Consider the following 20005-nt stretch of genomic DNA (forward strand, 5'->3'; position numbering starts at 1 on the left):
CCACCTGCTGCTATAGGAGATCGCATGAGCGTCACCGCCGACTTCAGCAAGCTCGTCGTCAAGGCCTACCAGGACAAGACCCTCGCCGAGCTGGTCGACTCCCCCGTGAGCGCGCTCACCGGCGTCAGCGCCGGCGATGCCAAGCTGCTCAAGGAGGCGTTCAACATCACCACCGTTGGTGACCTCGGTCGTAGCCCGTACTTCCGCACCGCCCAGGCACTGGTCGCCCTGAGCGCCGCCAAGTAACGACGCCGGGTAGGGCACCGGTCGACGGACTTCGCGGTCGGTGCCCCACCCTTCGCAAGTGGGACGACCAACATCCTTTAAAGAAGCTTTAAGAAGCTGTCGGGTGTGATCGGGAAGCGCCTACCATACGGCGGCCGTGGCCGTCCGGGTCAGCGCCGCCGTCTGCTCGTTGGGAGTGACCCGTGTCGTACGCCTCGTTGCCGGAACCGGACGCGAGCCAGCCTCCGCCGCGTCACCGCCCGGCGAGTTGGTTCGCCCGCAACCGGCTCGTCCTGGCCGCCGGCGCGGCGGTCGCGCTCGTCATCGCGGCCGGCGGCGTATACCTGACGAACGGCGACGCGCCGCCCCAGCCGTCGAACGCGGCAAACGCCCTCGACGACCCGTCAGCGCCGGCCGGGCAGGCCGGGTCACCCGCCGCGACGGCGTCGGCCTCCGCGACACCGACTCTCCCCGCGACCCCGTCGACGTCCCCGACACCGACGACCGCTGCCGCCCCGAAGGTCCCCGCGACCGGCTGGGTGCCGATCGACCGGGCGGCCTGGAAGGCGCAGGCCGACGCCTACCGGACGTTGAAGGTCGAGCCCGTCCCCTCCGGGGTGGGTAACCTCCCGGAGTTCCGGGCCGACTGCACGTACAGTCACCGGCTGCCGGACGACCCGATCGTCGCCCCCGGCCTACCCGGCGCGTCACACATGCACTCGTTCGTCGGCAACAAGGCGGTCGACGCGAACACCGTCGCCGGAGACCTGACGAAGTTCACGGCCACCTCCTGCAAGCCGGTCCAGGACCACTCCGCCTACTGGGTGCCCACGCTCTACGACAACGCGACCGGAAAGCCGGTCGAGACCAGCGGGTTCCGGGTCTACTACCGCTCGCTCGCGAAGAACTCGACAGGCCAGATGCCGATGCCCAACGGTCTGCGCATGATCTCCGGCGACGCCAAGAAGAAGAAGCCGACGCCGCGTGGCGCGACCGGGCAGTTCTACTGCGCCTTCTACGGCCCCGGCGACCTCGACGGCATCGCCCGCAGCACCAACGGCAACTGGCCCATCTGCGGCGGGGACGCGACCCTGCACTTCATGATGCAGTTCCCCGACTGCTGGGACGGCAAGCACCTGGACAGCCCCAACCACAAGGACCATGTGGCGTACGGCAGCGGCAACGGCTGCCCGAGCAGCCACCCGGTCCGGGTCCCGGCGATCACCTTCGACATCCAGTACCCGGCGAAGGGCACCCCGGCGGGCTACTACCTCTCCTCCGACAAGGAGGGCAAGAGCGCCTCGTCGATGCACGGGGACGCGTTCGTGATGTGGGACGTCAACACCATGAACAAGCGCACCAAGAACTGCGTGCTGCAGCGCCGGACCTGCGACAACTACGGCTACCAGAAGTAGCCGGGGCCAGGCCCGTGTCGGCCTGGCCCCGGGGTTCTGGGTGGGTCAGCTACGTAGCGTCCACTGCTGGTTCGGACCACCGTTGCAGGACCAAAGGATGATCTTCGTGCCGTTGGCGGTGGCGGCGCCGTTCGCGTCGAGGCAGAGCCCCGACTGGGCGTTCGTGACGGTGCCGTTGCTGTTGACGTTCCACTGCTGGTTCGTGCCGCCGTGGCAGTCCCAGATGATGACCTGGGTGCCGTTGGCGGTGCCGTTCCCGGAGGCGTCCAGGCACTTGTTGCCGTACACGGTCAACTGCCTGCTGCTGGTGTGGGTCCACCGCTGGTTGGTGCCACTGCCGCAGTCGTAGAGCTGCGCCTGGGTGCCGTTGGTGGTCGACGAGTTGGGCACCTCGACGCAGCGGCCGGACTGACCACCCACGAGCTGTCCCTGCCCCGTACCGCTGCCGCCGCCCTGCTGCTGGCGGACGATCGACGTCGACTCGGCCGACCGGTTGCCCTGGGCGTCGACGACGTAGAGCCGGTACTCACCCTGGGTCGCCGGCACGGCGATGGAGGTGGCGTTGCCGGCCGCCCTGGTCATCGTCGCCCCGGCGGTGAAGCTGGTCGTGCCGAGCGGAGCCAGCCAGACCGATCTGGCGGCGTCGCCGGTGCTCCGGATCGGAATCGACGCCGTGGCGCTGGTGACGAACGTGCTGGCCGGCAGCACGTAGTTCGGTGCCGAGTAGGTGCTCGCCGGGACGATGTCCCGGTACGCGTCCTCGAGGCCGGAGTTCGCCGCGATGCCGTAGGCCACCGCCGGCCAGACATAGTCGGAGGAGACGAGGATGTCGGCGACGGTGCTGTTCGGCAGGTTCTTGTTCGAGACCTTGTTGATCGGGCCGTAGATCTGCGTGATGCTCAGGTCGTGCTTCCGGCCGAAGTCGTCGGAATTGATCATCCAGGTGACGTTCTTGTCGATGCTCAGCACGTTGTCCCGGAACGTGATGAACGCCGACCCCTCATCCGGGTGCAGGCCGTACTTGTGACCCGACGGAACGCCCTGCAGATAGTTGTTGGTGATCGTGGTGCCCGGCTGGCTGCCAAGCGTGTAGATGGGTGCCGTGTCGCTGAGGCGCTGCACCGTGTCGATGATGTGGTTGTAGCTGATCGTGTTGTTGCGCGCAGTCGTCGTGGGGCGGTTCGGCTGGATCGAGCCCGACGACCCGTCGAAGTTCCACCATCCCCACCCCATGGTGATGCCCGACCACGGGGCCTTCTCGATCCGGTTGCGCTGGATGGTGAGGGTGTCGGCGAAGTACGCCGTGATGGGGCTGTGCCCGTTGAACAGGACGGCGCTGTCGTAGATGTAGTTGTTCTTGATGTCGATGTTCTTCGGCAGCCCCTCGACCTGCGGAAGGTACTTCTCCCGGTTCGTCGACGTGCCGTCGCCGATGTAGACGTGCTGGGGATGGCCGACATTGATGGCCGACCCCGCGATGTCGTTCGTGGCGTTCCCGATCAACTGCGTGCCCTGCACGTCGTTGACCATGCTGATGCCGTCGGCGCCGGTGTGCTCGATCCGGTTGCGCTGCAACAGGAGGCCGTCGGCGTTCTGGATCTGGACGATGCCGGGAGTGAGGTCCACGTTGCGGTAGTGGTAGACGTGGAAGTTGCCCTTCGCGTACGCCTGCGCGCCGAGGTTGCCCTGCTGCGCCTGCTTGAAGGACGAACCGGCGACGTTGAACAGGTTCCAGTCCGAGTGCCGCACGGTCAGACCGGCGAACGTGATGTTGCGGGCGTGGTTGGTCGTCGAGGTGCCGGCGACCCGCAGCACGGTGGTCACGTTGTTCGGCGCGTAGACCGTCGCGGTGGACATGTTCTCGGCGCTGGCCTTGTAGTAGTAGACCGTCTTGGCGCCCTTGTCGTAGTAGAACTCACCCGGCGCGTCCAGGAACTCGTACGCGTTCATGAGTTTGTGGGTGCCGCCGACCTGCGCGTTGCCGTTGAAGGCGCCCTGGGCGATGGCCGCGCCCGGCTGCTGGAACAGGGCGACCCGGCTCCCGCCGTCGGTGGTCACCTGCCGGACGCCGACGATGGCCGTGGTCCAGGTCGTGCCCGTCTCGATCTCGATGTCGTCCTGGTTACGCGGGATGGCGGGGAAGTCGTTCGTGTTGTACCTGGCGCCGTCGCACTGCGACCCCGACTCCCAGGCCCACGCGGCCTGGCCGGCCGTGATGTTGTACGTCCCGAAGCAGCCGCCCGAGCTGACCGTCTTCGTCGCCATGACAGCACGCTTGTCGTTGACGTAGAGCGCCCGCAGCTTGTTGGCCCGGTCCAGTGGCGCCTTCCAGATGTTGCCGCTGTGCTGGGTCCACCCGGTCACCTGGACGCCACCGTCGAGGATCGGCTTCTCGTCGGCGTACGCGCCGTAGGTGATCCGGTAGCCGTTGGTGCCGGAGTCGCTCGACCCGAATTCGATGGTGCTGGTCACCGGATAGGTGCCGCCCCGGAGGAGGACGTTGACGTCGCCGGTCAGGTTCGCGCTTATCGTTCGCACGACGTCCCGCGCACGTTGGACCGTCTTGAACGGCGATTGCAGCGTTCCGGGGTTGGCGTCGTCACCGTTCGGGGCGACATAGTAGGTCGCCTGGACCGCGGCCGAGGCCGGCAGTTGATTCGTCAGCACGGCTGGCAGCGTGGCAGCGACGAGCGCCGCCACCGCCAACCATGACATCCGAGCCGTGGATATGGCTGACTTCACGTCTGTTCCTCTCACTGGTCGTCGATGTGGTGCCCAACATGCGTATCGAGCGACGAGTACGGAACAGCGACGCCACTAAGGGCCGGCGGGGTCTTCCGTCGCCCCGACCGCACTCTTTGTTAACCGCCCCGAAATTTCTACTGGGAGCGTAGGTCACACGTCTGACCAATGCAACAGTCAATCGGAGGGCGTCTATGCAGAAATGCGTGTGGATCGGGCGGATCATCCATTTCGACCAGATGGCCTGCGCACGTCGTCTGACGAATCCACGGCGACGAGCCGACCCCGCCGCGGGTCGGCGCTACCAACCGTGCTGACTCGGGGGTTCACTGGCCAGGGGACACAGGTGGCACAGCGCTCCTTTGGAGCTGAATCGTCTGCGACATCACCACCGCACGGCCCCTCGCGACACCGGCACGGTCCCGCGCCTGATTCGTTTGCGGCATCAGCTCCAAAGGCAGTGCGGAGACCAAGCGCTCGCCCACGGCCCCCGAAGACCTCGCTCGTCCAGCCGACAACGACCGGCGGTAGCACGTCACCGTGGGCGGCCCCGACCCGCGGCGCTGACCAGCCGCAGGCCCGGGGCCGGGTCGACGATCGACCCGGCCCGGGGCTCCGGTCACCCGATGGAGAACTCCGCCAGCCGCAGCGGGGAGTCGAACACCAGGTACACGTCGCGGGTGCCGACGGCCCTGGCCACCTCGGTGCTGGTGCTGACGTAGCGGTAGTCGTCGCCGGTGCTGGGCACGGTGGCCGTGCCGAGCAGCCGGCCGGTGGGCGAGCCCAGCCGGATCTGGATCGTGCCGGCACCCGCGCCGGCCCTGGCGACCTTCGCGGTGAAGGTGCGCGTGTCGGCGCGCAGCGCGGAACCGTCGAACGAGATCCACTGGCCGGCGTCGGTGGCACCGACCGCCGTACCGCTGGGCTTCGTCTCGTCGACCAGCCGGACCCCCGCGTACCTGTCGAAGTTCTCCGCCCTGGTGGACCGGGACAGGTCCCGGGCCGGGATCGTCTCACCGCGGACCCGGACCGCGGCGCGGGCCCGGATGTCCTCGACGGACGCCCCGACCAGCAGGTCGTGGACGGCCGACTCGACCACCCACCGGCTGCGGGTGACGTCCCAGTGCGCCAGGTCGGCGGCGGGCAGCCGCAGGGTCACCGTACGGGTCTGCCCGGGTGCGAGTTTCACCTGTTGGAACGCCTTGAGCTGGCGGATCGGCGTGGTGTCCCGCGAGGTGCGCTGATGGGTGTAGAGCTGAACCACCTCGGTCCCGGCCCGGCTGCCGACGTTCGTCACGTCGACACTGGCCGTGATGGTGCCGTCGGCCGCCACCGACTGGGCACCGGCGCGGAGCTGGCCGTACCGGAACCTGGTGTACGACAGCCCGTGGCCGAACGGGTAGAGCGGCTTCGCGGTGCTGTACAGGTAGGTCTGCCGGGACGAGATGATGTCGTAGTCCAGCAGGTCCGGTGGCAGTTGCGAGTCCGACCGGTACCAGGTCTGGGTGAGCCGGCCGGACGGGTTGCGGTCGCCGAAGAGGACGTCGGCGATGGCGTGACCGGTCTCCGCGCCCGCGTGGGTGGTCCAGACGATTGCCGGGACGTGCTCCTGCTCCCACCGGATGGTGACCGGGTAGCTGGTCTGGAGCACCAGCACGGTCCGCGGGTTGGCCCTGACCACGGCCTTGACCAGCGCCTCCTGGCCGGCGCTGAGCGCCGTGGAGGTCCGGTCGTGCGCCTCCCGCCCGTTGATGAACGGGTTGCTGCCGACCACGAGCACGGCGGTATCGGCCGCCTTGGCCGCCGCCACGGCACGGTCGATCCCACTGCTGATCAGCTCCCGACTGAAGTGGGTCGCGGCGGCCGGGGTGGAGGCACCGAGCTTGAGGGCGCCGTCCTCGCCGATCGTCACGTACGTGTCGGCGCCGAACCAACTCTCCTTGGTCTCGTAGCCGACGTAGCGCAGCACCACGGTTTCGTCGGGCTGCGGCTCCAGCTTGAACTGCTGCTGGACGTACCAACCGTTCGGCTGCTCGTCGCGGGTGACGAACGGCCCCCAGTTGTAACCGAGGTAGCGGCCGTTGGCGGCGTTGCGCAGCGTCACCACGTCCTGCCCCCAGTCGACGACGTCGAACTGGGCGACGAGCGCCGGGGTGGCGCCGGTCCCGAGAACCGGGTCGGCGTCGGTGGTGCCGGTGGCCGAGACGTACTTGCCGGTCCGCACATCCTTCAGCGCGATCCGGTCCGCCCCGTCGAGCCCGCTCACACTGGCCGAGTCGCCCAATCGTTCACGGATGCCGTCCAGCGCCGTCACCTGGTACGGCAGGTCGCCGCCGTACCAGTCGGAGTAGAGGGTGTCGGCCAACGGGCCGAGCACCGCCACCTCGCGGGTCCGGGCCGGGTCCAGCGGTAGCGCCTGCCGCTCGTTCTTCAGCAGCACCATCGCCTCGCCGGCGGCCTGCCGGGCGAGCCGCTGGTGTTCGGGGCTGTTGATGACGTCCGGGGTAATGCCGCCGTACCGGCCACCGCCCGGGTCGAACTCGCCCAGCCGGAACCGGATGTTGAGGATCTCGCGGATCCGGGCGTCGATGTCGGCCTCGGTGAGCAGACCGGTGGCGAGGGCCTGTTTGATCGCGGTGATGGTCGGCTGCGCGTTGGTGTCGTCGGTGATGAAGCTGCTCAGGCCGGCCTTGATGATCGCCGCGTTGCCCTCGGCCTGGGTGGCGTAGTACTTCTGGGTGTTGACGAGGTTGTTCGGTGCCCAGGCGTCGGTGACGTTCATCAGCGGCCTGTCGGTCCAGTCCCGGAACACCGTCATCGGGTCCGGGTCGACCGTCGCCGGACGACCGTTGACCAGGTTGTACGACGCCATCACCCCGGTCGCCGCGTCGGCGGCGATGGCCGGCCTGAAGGCGGCGCGGTCGTACTCGTTGAGCACCCGAGGCGGCACGTTCGACGAGGTCACGTCCCGCCGGACCTCGTTGTTGTAGGCCAGGTAGTGCTTGAGGGTCGGCGCGCTCTTCAGGTGGTCCGGGTCGCCGCCGGTCATTCCCGAGCCGTACGCGGCGGAGATCGCCGCGGTGAGCATCGGGTCTTCGGAGTAACCCTCCTCGTTGCGACCCCACCGGGGGTCGCGCAGCAGGTTGACCACCGGCGCCCAGAGGTTGAGCCCCCAGACCCGGGGGTTCTGCGCGTGGTAGCCGCGCGCCTCGTCGCCGACGGCCGAACCGACCTGGCGGATCAGGTCGGGGTTCCAGGTGCTCGCCATGCCCACCGGTTGCGGAAAGGCGGTGCCGCGCGCCTTGACCACCGCGCCGTTGTTGTCGATGTCGGTGGACCAGGCCACTCCGTGCAGCGCCTCGGTGCCGGTCTTGAACAGGCCGATGCCCAGCCGGGGAATGGCCGGCTGGTACTGGTGCAGCCACGAGATCTTCTCGTCCTGGGTGAGGCGGCCGAGCAGGTCGTCGACCCGGGCGTCCACGGGCAGTCGCGGATCTCGGAACGGGTACGTGGGTTCGGCCAGCGCGGTGCCGGGAACGGCCGGTAGGGCTAGCAGGGCAAGCGCGAGCGCGGTGATTCCGCGCCGAAGGCGCCACTTCCGCATGCGGTTCTCCTCATGTCGTACGACAGACGCCCAGCGGGCGCCGAGACCGGCGTGACCAGGCTCGACACCCGGCTGACGGGCCTGAACGACGAATCGTCGAAGCGCTTCGACGACCCGGCCGCGTCACCACGGCCATGATTGTTGTGATCCGCGCAACTATAGATTGATGCCTATGGGTGGGCAATAGCGGGCGCGTTCACCGGTGGTACGCGAGATTCACGCTCAGCGCGGCCACCACGGTGACGAAGAAGACGGCCCATCCCACCAGTTGACGGGAGCCGACGCGCAGGTGCGCGATGAGCGCGCCGATGAAGTACAGCACCAACCCAGCGGCAGCGAGCGTGCCCAGCAGCGGCACGGCGAGACCGGCGAGCAGCCCCACCGATCCCGCGGCAAGCGCGAGGCCCAACCAGGGCAGCCACGAGCGTGGCACGCGCTTCATGTCCGCCTGAGCCTTCGGGTAGTCGTGGCCGATCAGGTACGTGACGGCGGCGATGCCGGTGAAGACCGAGGCGAGAATGGTGACAGTGACATGAGCAGCGAACATGGATCCTCCATTGTGGTCTGTCGCTACCTGGACGATCCAGCGCGGTGAAGTGTGACCGCCGCCGGGTGTTCCCCTCCTAGTTCGCCTGCCGCAGCGTGCCGAACCGTACGCCGGTGGCGTGCTCGGACAGCTCCCACAGACGGCGGCCGTGCTCGGGGTCGGTCGCGGCCACGGAGAGTCTTCCCGGCGCGGGGTGGCCACGCAGCTCGCCCGGCCCGCCGGGGGCGACGAGTTGGCCCGGCCGCGCCTCCGGGTCGGTGGCGGCGAACAGTTGCGGCCAGACGCCCCGCTCGACCGGCTGGGCGAGCAGTGGGTTGCCGATCCGGCCCAGCAGGAACCGCCAGACCGGCGTGGTGCCGCCGCGCTGCAGGTTCGTCGCGGTGTAGCCGGGGTGCGCGAGGAAGCTGCGCAGCGGGCTGGCGGCGGCACTGAGCCGTCGGTGCAGTTCGTAGCCGAAGATGGCGTTTGCCAACTTGGACGTGTTGTAGAAGCCCATCGGTGAGTAGCCCCGCTCGCCGCTCGGGTCGGCGAAGCGCATTTTCGCCTGCCGGTGGTTGACCGAGGTGACGGTGACCACCCGCGGGTCCTCACCGGCCAGCAGGAGGTCGAGCAGGAGCCCGGTGAGGGCGAAGTGCCCGAGGTGGTTCGTGGCGAACTGCACCTCGTGCCCCTGCGTGCTGAGGGTGAACGGCAGAGCCATCACCCCGGCGTTGTTGACCAGCACGTCGACCCGACGGTGGTCGGCGTGCATCCGGTCGGCGAACGTCCGTACCGAGTCGAGGTCGGCGAGGTCGATCCGCCGGACCTCCAGGTCGACGCCGGGCCGGGCCACGGCGATCTCGGCCGCCACCCGACGGCCCCGCTCCTCGTCGCGGACGGCAAGTACGACGCGCGCACCCCGGGCGGCGAGCGCCCGGGTGGTGGCCAGGCCGAGGCCCGCCGTGGCGCCGGTGACGACGAAGGTGCGGCCGCGGAGATCGGGTATCCGGTCGGTGGACCAGCCATTGACAGTCATGCGGCCCACTGTGCTATCGGTGGCACTGAGTGTCAAGCACTGCATGACGTAGCATCGGCGGATGAGATCCGGTGCGGACCGCAGCCTGGCCGAACGCAAGCGCCAGCTCGTCGCCGACGAACTGCGTGACGCCGCCCTGATGCTGCTCGCCACCAAGGGCTTCGACGTGGTGACAGTCGACGACATCGTGGCGGCGGCCGGCATGTCCCGGCGTACCTTCTTCCGCTACTACGCGTCCAAGGAGGACGTGGTCGTCAGGTTCCTGGCCGACACGAGCGGCGACATCATCAGCGAACTCGCCGCCCGGCCACCCGCCGAGCCACCGTCGGTCGCACTGCGCCACGCCCTCTGGGTGCCGCTGGCCGCCTGCAACGACCATCCGGAACACTCCGAGCGCGCCCGGGTCGTCGTCCGTCTCATCCTGGACACCCCCGCCCTGCACGCCCGCTGGCTGGAACGCCAGATCCAGTGGCGCGCCGAACTCGCCGCCGAGCTGGCCGACCGCTGCGGCCTCGACCCGGACACCGACCCCTACCCGCGAATGGCCGCCGGGATGGCCCTGCTGGCCCTCGACACGGTGCTCCAGCAGTGGCAGCCCGGTGACGACGAGCGGCACCTGGCCACGTTGACGGACCGGGCCATCGCCATCGTGGCGCCAGCCCTCGACGCGCCTGCCGTGTCACCCGCCGCCGACTGAGCGACGCCGCGCGAGTCAGCGGGGTTTCAGCGCCCTTTCAGGCTGCTCAATACGTTCGCGGTATGACATTCATGCGTTCCACGCGCACGAGGCGCGGGACTGCTGTGCTGGCGATGATCACGCTCACAGCGACAGGTGCGCTCCTCGCCGAACCCGCCTCGGCCGATCCCGTCCCCGTCCCCGTCCCCCAGGCGGCACTCACCGACCGGGCCTTCGGTCAGGTCGCCGAACTCCACCTCCAGGGCCCCACTCTGACCAGGGCCGCGGTGCTGTCGGCCGAGTTCGTCCAGTGGCACCGGCTGCACCCGAACGCCACGGCCGAACAGGCACAGACCCAGCTCACGACGCGCAGACAACTGCTCGACACCTCGCTTACCGCGTACGACCTCCTGCGGCCCGAGCAGGACCTGCTGCTCAGGTCCGTCGACATCCTGCTCGACACACCGGGCGGTGACACCCGGACCTCGCCGGAGATCACCGGCCTGGTCGGGGCCGTGATCGGCACGACAGTTCAACCGTGGGACACCCGCGAGGAGCTGGCCTCCGGCGCGCTGCGGACCGCCCAGTGGATCCGTGGCCGTGATGACGCCCTCGCCGCGGTGTGGTCCGCGATCCGGCAGGCCGGGGCGGCAAGCGCGCCGGTCGCCAACGCCTGGAACGCCGTCCTCGGCGCGCCGGCCGGGGTGGACATCACCAGCACCTACGACCAGCTCACCCAGGATCCCGGGCTCTCGCACGTGGACCTCGACGCCATCCTGGCGCTGCAGGGCGACTCGGCGGCGTACGTCGCGGCGGCCAAGCAGCAGTTGGCCTCCCTGCACGCGCAACTGCTCGGCCTGAGCCTGGAGATCCGCCTGGAGATCGGCGACAACAACCAGAAGTGCCCGCCCGAGGGGCCGCCGAGCGCCGCGTGCACCGCCGCGGCCAAGAAGGCCGCGGAGGACCGCGACAAGGACCGCCAGCAGACGATCTCCGACATCAAGGCCGGGGTGGGCATGGTGTCCACAATCATCGGGTTCGCCGACCCCGACGCCGGCAAGAAGTCGAAGGTGATCGGCGAGGCGGTCCTCACCACGATCAGCGCCATCTCCAAGTACGCGGCGGCGATCACCGGCCGGGGTCTGGCGGGCTCGATCTTCAGCACCGCGACGCTGGCGATGACCGGCAACGTCTTCGGTGCCGTGATGTCGATCGTCGGGCTCTTCGGCAGCAGCGGACCATCGCTTGACGCGCAGATCCTCGCCCAGGTCAAAGCGTTGCGCGACGAGGTCCGGGCCCTCGGCGACGAGATGCGCGCCAGCTTCGCGCGGGTCGAGGCCCAGATCAACACGGTGTACGCGAACATGATGGCCCAGTTCGACAAGCTGAACGCGGCGATCGCCGGCAACACCGCGCAGATCACCCTCGTGCAGCAGCAGGTCGCCCAGCTCGGCCTGCGCCTGGAGGACATCGCCGCCACCGTGCTGGCCGCGATCGGCGACGCCACCCTGCACGACGCCCGCGCCGACATCAACAAGTACATCGGCTACCGGGAGAACTTCGGTCAGCCGATCCCGACGTACAACGAGTTCGTCGGCCCGGAGAACGAGTTCCACCTGACCGCCACGCAGCTCGCCAGCGGCGCGGCCTTCGTGGTGCCCAGGACCGACGCCGACAACCCGTCGATCGACCCGACCACCGTGCTGAACAGCTTCGGCGAGGCCCGTTCGATCAACTACCTCGCTCGGGTCGCGAGCGGTCGGGACAGTTCGATGGTCGAACCGTCGACGCCGGTCGGCAACCCGACGGTGTGGAACCTCGGCGCGCAGGCGTACGCCATGGTGATGCTGCAGAACCCGACGTACGCCGCCCAGGTGAGCGCCGGACGCGCGGCGCAGATCGAGGCGGAGGGCACCCGGATCGCCGACCTCGCGGCAAGCTTCGGTCGGCCGGCCAACGGCAACGCCAACGGCCTGATCACCGGCCTGGTCGACGAGTACGTCGGCGCCACGAACGAGCTGTCGTCCGCGCTGCGGGCCCTGCGGAGCAACGAGGTCCAGGTCCGCTGGGAGCCGGACGCCAACGGCGTGCAGGTGAAGACACTCAAGGACTACGACCTGTTCTGGGACACCGACAAGGCGCTCGCCCCGGCTCCGGCGAAGCTCGACGAGGCGACGGTGCCCTCGTGCAACGGCAGCAGGCAGATCGACCGGCCCGGCAACGTGCGCTACGACCTGATGTCGAACATGGTGCGGACGCTCCAGTACGCGTACACGCCGCGAGTCGACGAGCCGCCCGCCGGGGTACGGGAGTTGCCCGAGGTCGACCACTGCTACACGCCGAGCTGGGTCTACACGCGTTCGACGGGTTGGGGCACCGGGGTGGTCCGCCACTACGGCAAGCTGCGGTTGCAGATCCACAGCCGGTTCCGGCTGAACGCCAACGCGGCCTGGCAGAACTCCCGGACCGCCGACTACACCTGGCCGGACGAGCAGGTCTACCAGGTCGACTGCGAGCTGTTCAACTGCGACAGCGAGACCACGCCCGACCAGGCTCTGACCCAGAAGTGGCCGTCCGGGCGGTACACCTTCGCCAGCGCCGCGACGGCGTCGAACAACACAGCGCTGGACACCACGCTGACGCCGACCCTGCGCGGTTTCCTCCAGGCCCGGCAGAAATCGATGTACGACCGGGTGCGGGACCAGAGCACCCAGGTCGGTGGGCCGGTGCCGGCAGCTTTGAAGAAGGTGAACACGGCGGGGCGGCTGCTCCAGGCGTACACCAGGTTGGGTCTGCCCAACGCCCTCGACTCGGACGACGTCCTGTCGGCGAACCTGTTCGGGCAGTACCAGATCCCGGTGAACATGCCGGCGGACGCCAAGATCGGAAATGCCTACGCCAAGGCCAGCGGGAACTACGCCCTCTGCGGGTCGTCGCCGTGCCCGCTCGACCCCAGTCGCCCGCTCCGCGACCAGGCAAGCCTCAAGGTGCCCTGCGAGCCCGCGGTCGACTCGTCGAACCTGCCCGGTGACCCGCTGGGCGACTGTCTGATCACCAGCGCGCGGTCCCGCGCGAACACGCTCATGCAGCGGTACGAGGTGTGGGCGGACCAGATGACCGCCGGTCTGCACCACGAGCGGGTGCCGTGGATGAACGACACCCTGCTGGGTCTGCGCATCACCACACGCCTGACCCACGCCAACTGAGACAGGGCGGTGCCGCCGACCCCCGGGCGTCGGCACCGCCCGACACTGTGACGGGGCATCTCCGTGCGCGGCCGCTGCGGATCGTCGTACCCCGGGGATAGTCTGCGATGCGGTCCGGGTGCCGCCACCGCATCCGGCTGGCTGGCTGGCTGGGTCGTCGCACGTCACGCGCATAGAGTGGGTCGCGGACCCGCGCGCTGGAAGGAAGTCATGGATCTGCTGTTGTCGGCCCGACCGGGGCGGCGTTGCACCGTGGTCGAAGCGCGCGGTGAGCTGGACATGGCCACCGCCCCGCAACTGCGCGACAACCTGCAGCAACTCATCGATTCCGGCGACCGACAGGTGGTGGTCGACCTGGCCGGGGTGGGGTTCATCGATTCGAGTGCGCTCGGCACGCTCGTGGTGATGTTCAAGTCGCTCGGTGACGTCGACGGCCGGCTGAGCCTGGCCGGGGTGCAGCCCGGGGTGCGCCGCGTCCTGAGCATCACATCAGTGGACCGGGTCATCGACATCTACGACGACGTGCCCGCCGCAGAAGCCGCCATACCGACCTCCGGCGGCGTCACCAGCGGCTGACGACTCAGTCGGGCAGCGCCGTGCTGGCACGGTCCACGTCGGCGCCCGCGCTGCTCCGCCGGCCCTCCTGGTGCCCGCCGTGCCAGTCGACGATCAGCAGGGTCGCGTCATCGGCGAGAGTCGGCCCGCCCACCTCGAGCACGGCGTCGGCCAACGCCCTGGCTGCCTCGCGTGGGTGCAGGTCGCCGATCGAGCGCAACACGGCCGGCAGGTCCAGGTTCGCGGCGTTGCGTTCCAGCATGCCGTCGGTGACCACGACCAGGCGATCACCGGGGCGCAGAGTGATCTCCTCGTGGAGATAGCCCGCCTCGGTGAACATCCCGAGCGGGAAGTTGCCGGGCAGCCGCAGCGGCTCGGTCTGCCCGTCGCGTACCAGCAGTGGCGGAACGTGACCGGCGTTGAGCAGCGCGCACACCCCGGTGCGCAGGTCGAGGCGCCCGAGGACCGCGGTGACGTAACTGCCGCGCACGTTTGCGTGCTCGGCGATCGCGGTGTTCGCGACATCCGCCTGTTCGGCCAGGCTGGCACCCCGGCGACGGGTGTTGCGCAGGCTTCCCACGCCGAGCGTGGCCGTCAACGCGCTCGCCACCCCGTGGCCCATCGCGTCGGTGACGCTGAAGTGCAGCACGTCGCGGCTCAGGCTGTAGTCGAACGTGTCCCCGCCGATGCTTGCGGCCGGCTCCAGCCAGCCGGACAGCGTGAACGCGCTGGCCTCGCAGGTGAACGCCCCCGGCAGCAGACGACGCTGGATCTCCGCGGACAACGTGAACGGAGTCGTCCGCTGGCCCCACTCGAACAGGTCGGTGTGCCGCCGGTTGGCGATCACCACGAACGCCAACGCGTGCGCCGTACGCGTGATCTCCCCCAGGGCCTGCGCGGTCGGCTCCTCCGGTAACACCATCTCCAGCAGGCCGATCGCCTCACCGCGCTCGGTCACCGGCGCCAACACCGTCCAGCCGTCAGAGCCCACGTCGACCTGCACCGTCTGGGTGCGCAACGCCTGCTCAGCAGGACTCCTGTCGAACGGCAGGACGGTGGCGACCTCGTCGCCGTAGCGGCGGGACCGGCCCGCATCGTCGAACGGCACGTACGCCAACCGCACCAGCGCCCGCCCGCTGAGGTCGGCGATCAGGAACGAGACTGCCGACGCGCCGAGCGCCAGCCCGACCTCGCGGGTGACCGCCTCGACCGCCTCGACCGGCGAGGCAGCCTCCGCCGCGTCCAACACGCCGGCCAGGACCAGCCCTTGACGACTCTGCACCCCCAGATTCTACGAACACCCCACCGGCCGGCAGCGAACGCGACGGCCCTGGGCGCGCTCCGCTCCCGACGTGTACGGAGAGGCTGACGCCGGGTGAGGACCGGCCCCTGGTTGCGCAGCGAGCGTGCTCCGGCGTCCGCGCCGCCTCACGCAGCGTGACTCGGCGGCCCTGGCGGTGCGTACCCCGGGCAGCTCTATTGCACATAGTTTGCAACAATGCTGCTGTGATCAACAGGACCGGCACGACAGCGCCCCTCCGGGCCGCCCCGGCACCCGTTAACCTGCCCGAGCTGGTCATGGCGTGGGGTCGCGGCTGGGCCGTCTCCCGTGGGGTTCCCGACCCGGTCGAGGTCCCGGGTGGCTTCCGCGCCGACGTCGGCTTACGCGGCCACCGGGTCCGCCACGTGCTGCACACGTGGGACGCCGACCGGCTCGAACCCATCGTCCGGCCCGGCACACCGCCGGGAACCTGGATCAAAGCCATCGGCCACGCCAACGACCTGCGTCGCGCCCTGCCGGATCACTGGACCATGGACAGCTCCGGCTACCTGATGAGCGCCCAGTTCAGCGCAGGTACCGACGATCCCCCGCCGCCGTACGAGACCCGCATCACGACCGACGGTGCCGTCGTCGTCGCGGCCGTCGTCGACGCCTCCGGCACCGTGGCGGCCTCCGGACGCCTGGCACCCGCCGGGACGTGCGGCGTCATCGACCAGGTGGAGACCGCCCCCGCGCACCGACGCCGGGGCCTGGGCACCACTGTCATGCGGATGCTGAGCGACCACGCCACGCGGAACGGGCTCGGTTCCGGCATCCTCGTCGCCACTGACGACGGACGCAGCCTGTACCGCGCACTCGGCTGGACAGTGCGCAGCGAGATCGCCGTGGCGTACGTCCGGGAAGCCTGACGTCCCCACACAGGTCGTGGCAGACCTGGGCACACCCGTCGGGGGCAGCGCCGATCATCAGGACTCCCACCCGGTTCTGAGGTAGGGTCGGAGTGAGCTTCATCGATCGGTTCTGGCGATGATCGGAGGGATCATGGACGATGGCCTGCGATCGGTCGCCCTCGCGGGCACGTGCGCGGCGTTCGTCGCCACACCCGTACTCGGGGCGCTGCTCGGCGACGGCGAGCAGACTGACCGCTACGACACCGTGATCACACCTCCGGACTACGCCTTCGCGGTCTGGGCACCGATCTTCGCCGGATGCCTCGCCTCGACAGTCGGTCAGTGCCTGCCACAGGGCCGAGGTGAGCCCCTCAGTCGCGCGGTCGGGTGGCCGCTGGTCGGCGCCTACGCGATGAACACCGCCTGGTCGGTTGCCGCGCAGAGCGACCGTTTCGCACTCACGCCGTACCTCCTGCCGGCCGCCGCCGGCTTCGCCGCCACCGCCCACCTGCGCCTGCAACGCGCCCCCGACACGACCGGGTGGACCGCGCTCACACCGCTGAGCACGGGCCTCCTGCTGGGGTGGACGACGGTGGCCAGCGCCGTCAACATCGCCGCGGCCAAGGTCGCCGCCGGCACCTCTCCGAACGCACCACGCACGGTCACCGCGTCCGCCGTCGGACTCCTCGCCACCTCCGCCGTGGCAGCCGGCGCGGTCGCCCTGAGCCGGCGGGGAAGGCTGCCGCTCGCACTGGCCGCCGGGTGGGGGCTGCTCACGACAGCACTGTCCGCCAACCGACCTCGCCGGATCCGCGTCGTCGCCGCAGCCGGTGCCACCATGATCGCGGCAGCCGCCGTGCACACCGGAACGGCACCGGTAGCCGGCTGAACTGCCCTACGGGGACGGGACGTTCGGCAGTTGGTCGTCGTCGCGTCCCCGTAGGGCAGCTCAGCCGGACACGCAAAAGGCCCCGACCCGGTATGAACCACTGGGTCAGGGACTTCACGCGGCTGTCGCCCCAACCAAAGCCGCAGCCGGTAGCGGTGTCAGCGGTCGTGACCTCGCGCCGCGTCGGGGCGGACGTCGATGCTCAGGGCGTCGATGGCCATCCGGGTCAGCTCGGGAAGCTGCTCCTCGGCGAGGGCGACGCCCTGCAAGTTGTCCAGTGGTGCCGCGAAGGCGTGCAGTCGACTGCCTCGCAGGTCAGCGCCGTCGAGACGGCAGGAGTCCAGTTCCAGATCGCTGAGGTCGCACGACCGCAACACAACACCGGAGAGGCGGCAGGACGACCAGGTGCCGTGGACGAGGGTGCAGTCGATGAAGGCCACCGAACCGGCGGCGCTGACGCGGTTCAGGGTGGCGTAGTCGAACCGGCAGTTGTCGAACAAAACGTCTTTTAGGCGAACGTCGATGAGTCGGGTTCCAGTGAGGCGGGAGCCGGTGACAGAGCACCGCTCGATGCTGACGCCGGTGAGGGCCGCTGCGGACAGGTCCGTCTGGACGATCTCGCAGCCGTAGAGGGCACCGCCCTCCCAGGTGATCTCACCGAGATCCGCTCCGGTGATCCGGCAGCCTCGGATATTCCAGTCGGCGATCTGTCGACCTCGCCAGGAAGCGTCCTGCACGAGGCCGTCGTGAAGGTCGTCGTCGGGTAGGTCGATGACTTGGTCGAGGTCCTCCGGGTCGAGGTCGGGCAGGAGGATCGTCACGTCGCCCACGCTGGTCGTACGCATGTCTTTCCAACCTGTTCGGGCGCGGGGTGGGCACGCCACCCCGCGCGTCGACTTGAGCTGCCGGTCGGCGGGCTACTTCTTCTTGTTCCAGTTGTCCCAGCCGGGGCGGCTGTCGAACTTCCCCTTGTTGTCCCAGGCGGGTCGGTTGTCGAACTTTGCCGCGTCGATCGACGCTACCGCGCGCTGCGGGTCGACGCCGAGGAGGGCGAGGCGGTCCGGCGGTGCGTCGAGAAGCGCGGCGAGGGCGTTGGTCATGACGGTCCTCCTTGAGGGGTGAGGTGATCCGCGGCGGCGCGGATCAGGGCTTGCCGAGTCGTGCGGCAGTAACCGGTCTCCCGGGCGGTGAAGGTGCCGTGTTCGAAGTAGCGGTTGCCGGCCTGAGCGCCCCGGCAGAAGTCGTAGAACGCGCAGCGGTCCGCACAGTCGTTGAGCGCCGTCACGAACTCAGCGACGTATCGCAACTCACCGGCGCGGGCCACCATGTCGCCGATCGCTTCACCGAGCACGTTGCCCGCGATGAAGTCGCCGTACCGCGGGCTCTTGATACCCAGCAGTTCCGGTGCCAGCAGAACCACCTGGCCGTCGTGGGCGACTGTGGGGATCGGTTCGTACGGGCCGTGGTCGGTGAGGCCGGCGCGCGTGGCGCCGAGGTAGTCGGCCAAGCGATCCAGGTCGCGGATTCGCAGCGGACTGCCGGCGAGTCGGTGCCGGACGAGTCGACTCCAGAACCGGTACGCGGCTTCCTCCGGCACCGGCGTACGGGCGGCGCCTTCCTGTTCCTCGATGTTGAAGCCCACCGACTCGCATCCCGGCAGGGCGGTGAAAAACTCGACGAGGTCATTGGCGTGGTCGATGGTTTCGGGTGTGACGACGCAGATCACCGAGTACGGCAGGCTGGCCTCGGCCAAGACTCGCGTGCCTTGGATCGTGCGGGCCGTCGTCGCGTTCCCGGCTCGGTCAAGCCGGTTCCTGTTGAGCATGCCGGGCCCGTCGATGCTGACGCCGATCTCGAAGTCGTATGCCGCGAACAGATCGCACCACCGCTCGTTCATCAGCGTCGCGTTGGTCTGGATCTCGTGGCGCACCCGTCCAGCCCGCCGCATAGCCTCGAAGGGAGCGAGCAGTGCCTGGAAGACGTCAATCGGCGTCGTTGTGGGCTCGCCGCCGTGCCAAACGACGCTTACCGGATGGGCGCTGTCCTGCTGCTCGATTGAACGGGCGCAGGCGGTCGCAACGGAGACGGACATGAGCTGGCGCGAGCGCCGGTCGGGCAGGTAGCAGTAGCTGCAGTCCAGGTTGCAGAAGCTGGTGGGCTGCAGGACCAGGGTATGGAAGGTCCCGGCGATGGCCGGCTGCCCTGTCGTGGCGATGATTCCGATGTCCCGGACGGTCATGTCTCCTCCTCCGGTGTCTGCGGTCCGGCGATGGGCGGGCGGCGGCGGTGCCGGGCCGGCCAGCCGAGAAAGCGGTCGAACAGGTTCCTGACGTCGCCGGTGGTGCTCAGGCTGAGTCGGTGCAGGTCGTCGATGGCTTCCTGCAGGCAGCCGGACAGGTAGAGCAGCAGGTTGAGCCGGCTGCCCTGGTAGCTGGTCAACAGGGCGAGCTTGGCCCGTCCACAGGGCCAGGGCTGCCCGCAGGCCCGGCAAAGCCAGAGCGGACGCAGCGGCACATGCTCCGACTGCAGCTCCGGGTCTGTCTGAGCGGCAGACACTCCGTCCCCGCTCATCGGCGATCGCTTTCCCGCGCCTGCCGCTCGAACACGATCCGCCAGACGTGCGTCAGCAGTGGCGGATCGGTCGAGCCCCGCCGCGCCGACGCCGCTGCGCGGTCTGTCGTCAGCTCGCCGGTCGCCGCGTACCGCGACACATACACCGTCATAGCCAGCTCCCGGTCGGCGTCGGCGCGTTTGTGCGGTGGGCTTGCCGGCCTACCGGCGAGCCCACCGCCGTCGGCCAGCGGCTGGGAGCAGACCGCCGGTCACCCGCCCACGCAGCCCTGCTGGCGGTACGCGAACGGGGAGTCACCCGTGCGGTCGACGGAGTGCCCGGCGCGAGCACTTGCCGGTGCGTCGGGTCGCGTTCCGACCTGTCGCCAAGTGGCACGTCCATCTGGGT

Annotated in this window: 18 protein-coding genes; 8 read left to right on the forward strand and 10 right to left on the reverse strand. The window is 69.4% G+C overall.

Features of this window, described 5'->3' with window-relative positions; all coding sequences use genetic code 11:
• The first annotated feature begins 24 nt into the window (after nucleotides 1-24).
• Together AB0C15_RS14635 and AB0C15_RS14640 are read left to right on the forward strand one after the other, a co-directional pair.
• Complete coding sequence (locus tag AB0C15_RS14635; RefSeq protein ID WP_145785213.1) at nucleotides 25-246, forward strand: hypothetical protein; 222 nt, start codon at nucleotides 25-27, stop codon at nucleotides 244-246.
• Between the two features lie 182 nt (nucleotides 247-428).
• Complete coding sequence (locus AB0C15_RS14640) at nucleotides 429-1640, forward strand: DUF1996 domain-containing protein (protein WP_357351944.1); 1212 nt, start codon at nucleotides 429-431, stop codon at nucleotides 1638-1640.
• Between the two features lie 45 nt (nucleotides 1641-1685).
• On the opposite strand, the gene AB0C15_RS14645 is transcribed toward AB0C15_RS14640, so the two are convergent.
• Complete coding sequence (locus tag AB0C15_RS14645) at nucleotides 1686-4355, reverse strand: ricin-type beta-trefoil lectin domain protein (RefSeq protein WP_357351946.1); 2670 nt, start codon at nucleotides 4353-4355, stop codon at nucleotides 1686-1688.
• Nucleotides 4356-5001: 646 nt separating this feature from the next.
• Nucleotides 5002-7986 carry a glycoside hydrolase family 3 C-terminal domain-containing protein gene (locus tag AB0C15_RS14650; RefSeq protein ID WP_357351948.1) on the reverse strand — a complete coding sequence of 995 codons (2985 nt, stop codon included), beginning with the start codon at nucleotides 7984-7986 and terminating at the stop codon, nucleotides 5002-5004.
• Nucleotides 7987-7998: 12 nt separating this feature from the next.
• Between AB0C15_RS14650 and AB0C15_RS14655 the strand changes: the two genes are divergently transcribed.
• Complete coding sequence (locus tag AB0C15_RS14655) at nucleotides 7999-8124, forward strand: hypothetical protein (RefSeq protein ID WP_357223309.1); 126 nt, start codon at nucleotides 7999-8001, stop codon at nucleotides 8122-8124.
• A 58-nt stretch (nucleotides 8125-8182) separates the two neighbouring features.
• Here the strand turns inward: AB0C15_RS14655 and AB0C15_RS14660 are convergent, their stop codons facing one another.
• A complete protein-coding gene (locus AB0C15_RS14660; protein ID WP_357351949.1) occupies nucleotides 8183-8533 on the reverse strand; it encodes a DoxX family protein in 351 nt (116 codons plus the stop codon).
• Nucleotides 8534-8609: 76 nt separating this feature from the next.
• The gene (locus AB0C15_RS14665) at nucleotides 8610-9548 is read right to left on the reverse strand and encodes an oxidoreductase (protein WP_357351951.1); all 939 of its coding nucleotides are present in this window, start codon (nucleotides 9546-9548) and stop codon (nucleotides 8610-8612) included.
• 61 nt (nucleotides 9549-9609) lie between these two features.
• Here AB0C15_RS14665 and AB0C15_RS14670 point away from each other — a divergent pair, with 61 nt between their 5' ends.
• From AB0C15_RS14670 to AB0C15_RS14680, 3 genes are all read left to right on the forward strand, one after another.
• The gene (locus tag AB0C15_RS14670) at nucleotides 9610-10245 is read left to right on the forward strand and encodes a TetR family transcriptional regulator (protein ID WP_357351953.1); all 636 of its coding nucleotides are present in this window, start codon (nucleotides 9610-9612) and stop codon (nucleotides 10243-10245) included.
• A 113-nt stretch (nucleotides 10246-10358) separates the two neighbouring features.
• Entirely contained in the window at nucleotides 10359-13430 is a 3072-nt protein-coding gene (locus tag AB0C15_RS14675) for a hypothetical protein (RefSeq protein ID WP_357351955.1), read from the forward strand.
• Nucleotides 13431-13640: 210 nt separating this feature from the next.
• Complete coding sequence (locus AB0C15_RS14680) at nucleotides 13641-14006, forward strand: STAS domain-containing protein (protein ID WP_357351957.1); 366 nt, start codon at nucleotides 13641-13643, stop codon at nucleotides 14004-14006.
• A 4-nt stretch (nucleotides 14007-14010) separates the two neighbouring features.
• Here AB0C15_RS14680 and AB0C15_RS14685 read toward each other — a convergent pair whose 3' ends face one another.
• Complete coding sequence (locus AB0C15_RS14685) at nucleotides 14011-15267, reverse strand: PP2C family protein-serine/threonine phosphatase (RefSeq protein ID WP_357351959.1); 1257 nt, start codon at nucleotides 15265-15267, stop codon at nucleotides 14011-14013.
• Between the two features lie 224 nt (nucleotides 15268-15491).
• On the opposite strand from AB0C15_RS14685, the gene AB0C15_RS14690 reads away from it, so the two are divergent.
• Nucleotides 15492-16175, forward strand: a complete 684-nt coding sequence (locus tag AB0C15_RS14690; RefSeq protein ID WP_357351961.1) for a GNAT family N-acetyltransferase — start codon at nucleotides 15492-15494, stop codon at nucleotides 16173-16175.
• A gap of 133 nt (nucleotides 16176-16308) precedes the next feature.
• Nucleotides 16309-17046 carry a hypothetical protein gene (locus tag AB0C15_RS14695; RefSeq protein WP_357351964.1) on the forward strand — a complete coding sequence of 246 codons (738 nt, stop codon included), beginning with the start codon at nucleotides 16309-16311 and terminating at the stop codon, nucleotides 17044-17046.
• A gap of 158 nt (nucleotides 17047-17204) precedes the next feature.
• Here the strand turns inward: AB0C15_RS14695 and AB0C15_RS14700 are convergent, their stop codons facing one another.
• From AB0C15_RS14700 to amcA (AB0C15_RS14720), 5 genes are all read right to left on the reverse strand, one after another.
• Complete coding sequence (locus tag AB0C15_RS14700) at nucleotides 17205-17891, reverse strand: pentapeptide repeat-containing protein (protein ID WP_357351966.1); 687 nt, start codon at nucleotides 17889-17891, stop codon at nucleotides 17205-17207.
• Between the two features lie 72 nt (nucleotides 17892-17963).
• Nucleotides 17964-18146 (reverse strand): multiple cyclophane-containing RiPP AmcA, encoded by a 183-nt coding sequence (gene amcA / locus AB0C15_RS14705; RefSeq protein WP_322442471.1) that lies wholly within the window; start codon nucleotides 18144-18146, stop codon nucleotides 17964-17966.
• Nucleotides 18143-19285, reverse strand: a complete 1143-nt coding sequence (amcB, locus tag AB0C15_RS14710) for a cyclophane-forming radical SAM peptide maturase AmcB (protein WP_357351968.1) — start codon at nucleotides 19283-19285, stop codon at nucleotides 18143-18145. The genes amcA (AB0C15_RS14705) and amcB overlap by 4 nt, the downstream gene beginning before the upstream one ends.
• Complete coding sequence (locus tag AB0C15_RS14715) at nucleotides 19282-19617, reverse strand: hypothetical protein (protein ID WP_357351970.1); 336 nt, start codon at nucleotides 19615-19617, stop codon at nucleotides 19282-19284. The genes amcB and AB0C15_RS14715 overlap by 4 nt, the downstream gene beginning before the upstream one ends.
• Nucleotides 19614-19769, reverse strand: coding sequence for a multiple cyclophane-containing RiPP AmcA (gene amcA / locus AB0C15_RS14720; protein ID WP_357351972.1), 156 nt, complete (start codon nucleotides 19767-19769; stop codon nucleotides 19614-19616). Before amcA (AB0C15_RS14720) ends, AB0C15_RS14715 begins: the two co-directional genes overlap by 4 nt.
• Nucleotides 19770-20005: the final 236 nt, after the last annotated feature.

It is taken from the genome of Micromonospora sp. NPDC048835, assembly GCF_040649995.1.
Lineage (GTDB): Bacteria > Actinomycetota > Actinomycetes > Mycobacteriales > Micromonosporaceae > Micromonospora.

Excerpts from the sequence above, each read along its gene's own strand:
- AB0C15_RS14635 (WP_145785213.1), top strand. The coding sequence starts at position 25 with ATGAGCGTCACCGCCGACTTCAGCAAGCTCGTCGTCAAGGCCTACCAG.
- AB0C15_RS14645 (WP_357351946.1), bottom strand. The coding sequence starts at position 4,355 with ATGTCATGGTTGGCGGTGGCGGCGCTCGTCGCTGCCACGCTGCCAGCC.
- AB0C15_RS14650 (WP_357351948.1), bottom strand. The coding sequence starts at position 7,986 with ATGCGGAAGTGGCGCCTTCGGCGCGGAATCACCGCGCTCGCGCTTGCC.
- AB0C15_RS14655 (WP_357223309.1), top strand. The coding sequence starts at position 7,999 with ATGTCGTACGACAGACGCCCAGCGGGCGCCGAGACCGGCGTGACCAGG.
- AB0C15_RS14660 (WP_357351949.1), bottom strand. The coding sequence starts at position 8,533 with ATGTTCGCTGCTCATGTCACTGTCACCATTCTCGCCTCGGTCTTCACC.
- AB0C15_RS14665 (WP_357351951.1), bottom strand. The coding sequence starts at position 9,548 with ATGACTGTCAATGGCTGGTCCACCGACCGGATACCCGATCTCCGCGGC.
- AB0C15_RS14670 (WP_357351953.1), top strand. The coding sequence starts at position 9,610 with ATGAGATCCGGTGCGGACCGCAGCCTGGCCGAACGCAAGCGCCAGCTC.
- AB0C15_RS14675 (WP_357351955.1), top strand. The coding sequence starts at position 10,359 with ATGATCACGCTCACAGCGACAGGTGCGCTCCTCGCCGAACCCGCCTCG.
- AB0C15_RS14680 (WP_357351957.1), top strand. The coding sequence starts at position 13,641 with ATGGATCTGCTGTTGTCGGCCCGACCGGGGCGGCGTTGCACCGTGGTC.
- AB0C15_RS14695 (WP_357351964.1), top strand. The coding sequence starts at position 16,309 with ATGGACGATGGCCTGCGATCGGTCGCCCTCGCGGGCACGTGCGCGGCG.
- AB0C15_RS14700 (WP_357351966.1), bottom strand. The coding sequence starts at position 17,891 with ATGCGTACGACCAGCGTGGGCGACGTGACGATCCTCCTGCCCGACCTC.
- amcA (WP_322442471.1), bottom strand. The coding sequence starts at position 18,146 with ATGACCAACGCCCTCGCCGCGCTTCTCGACGCACCGCCGGACCGCCTC.
- amcB (WP_357351968.1), bottom strand. The coding sequence starts at position 19,285 with ATGACCGTCCGGGACATCGGAATCATCGCCACGACAGGGCAGCCGGCC.
- AB0C15_RS14715 (WP_357351970.1), bottom strand. The coding sequence starts at position 19,617 with ATGAGCGGGGACGGAGTGTCTGCCGCTCAGACAGACCCGGAGCTGCAG.
- amcA (WP_357351972.1), bottom strand. The coding sequence starts at position 19,769 with ATGACGGTGTATGTGTCGCGGTACGCGGCGACCGGCGAGCTGACGACA.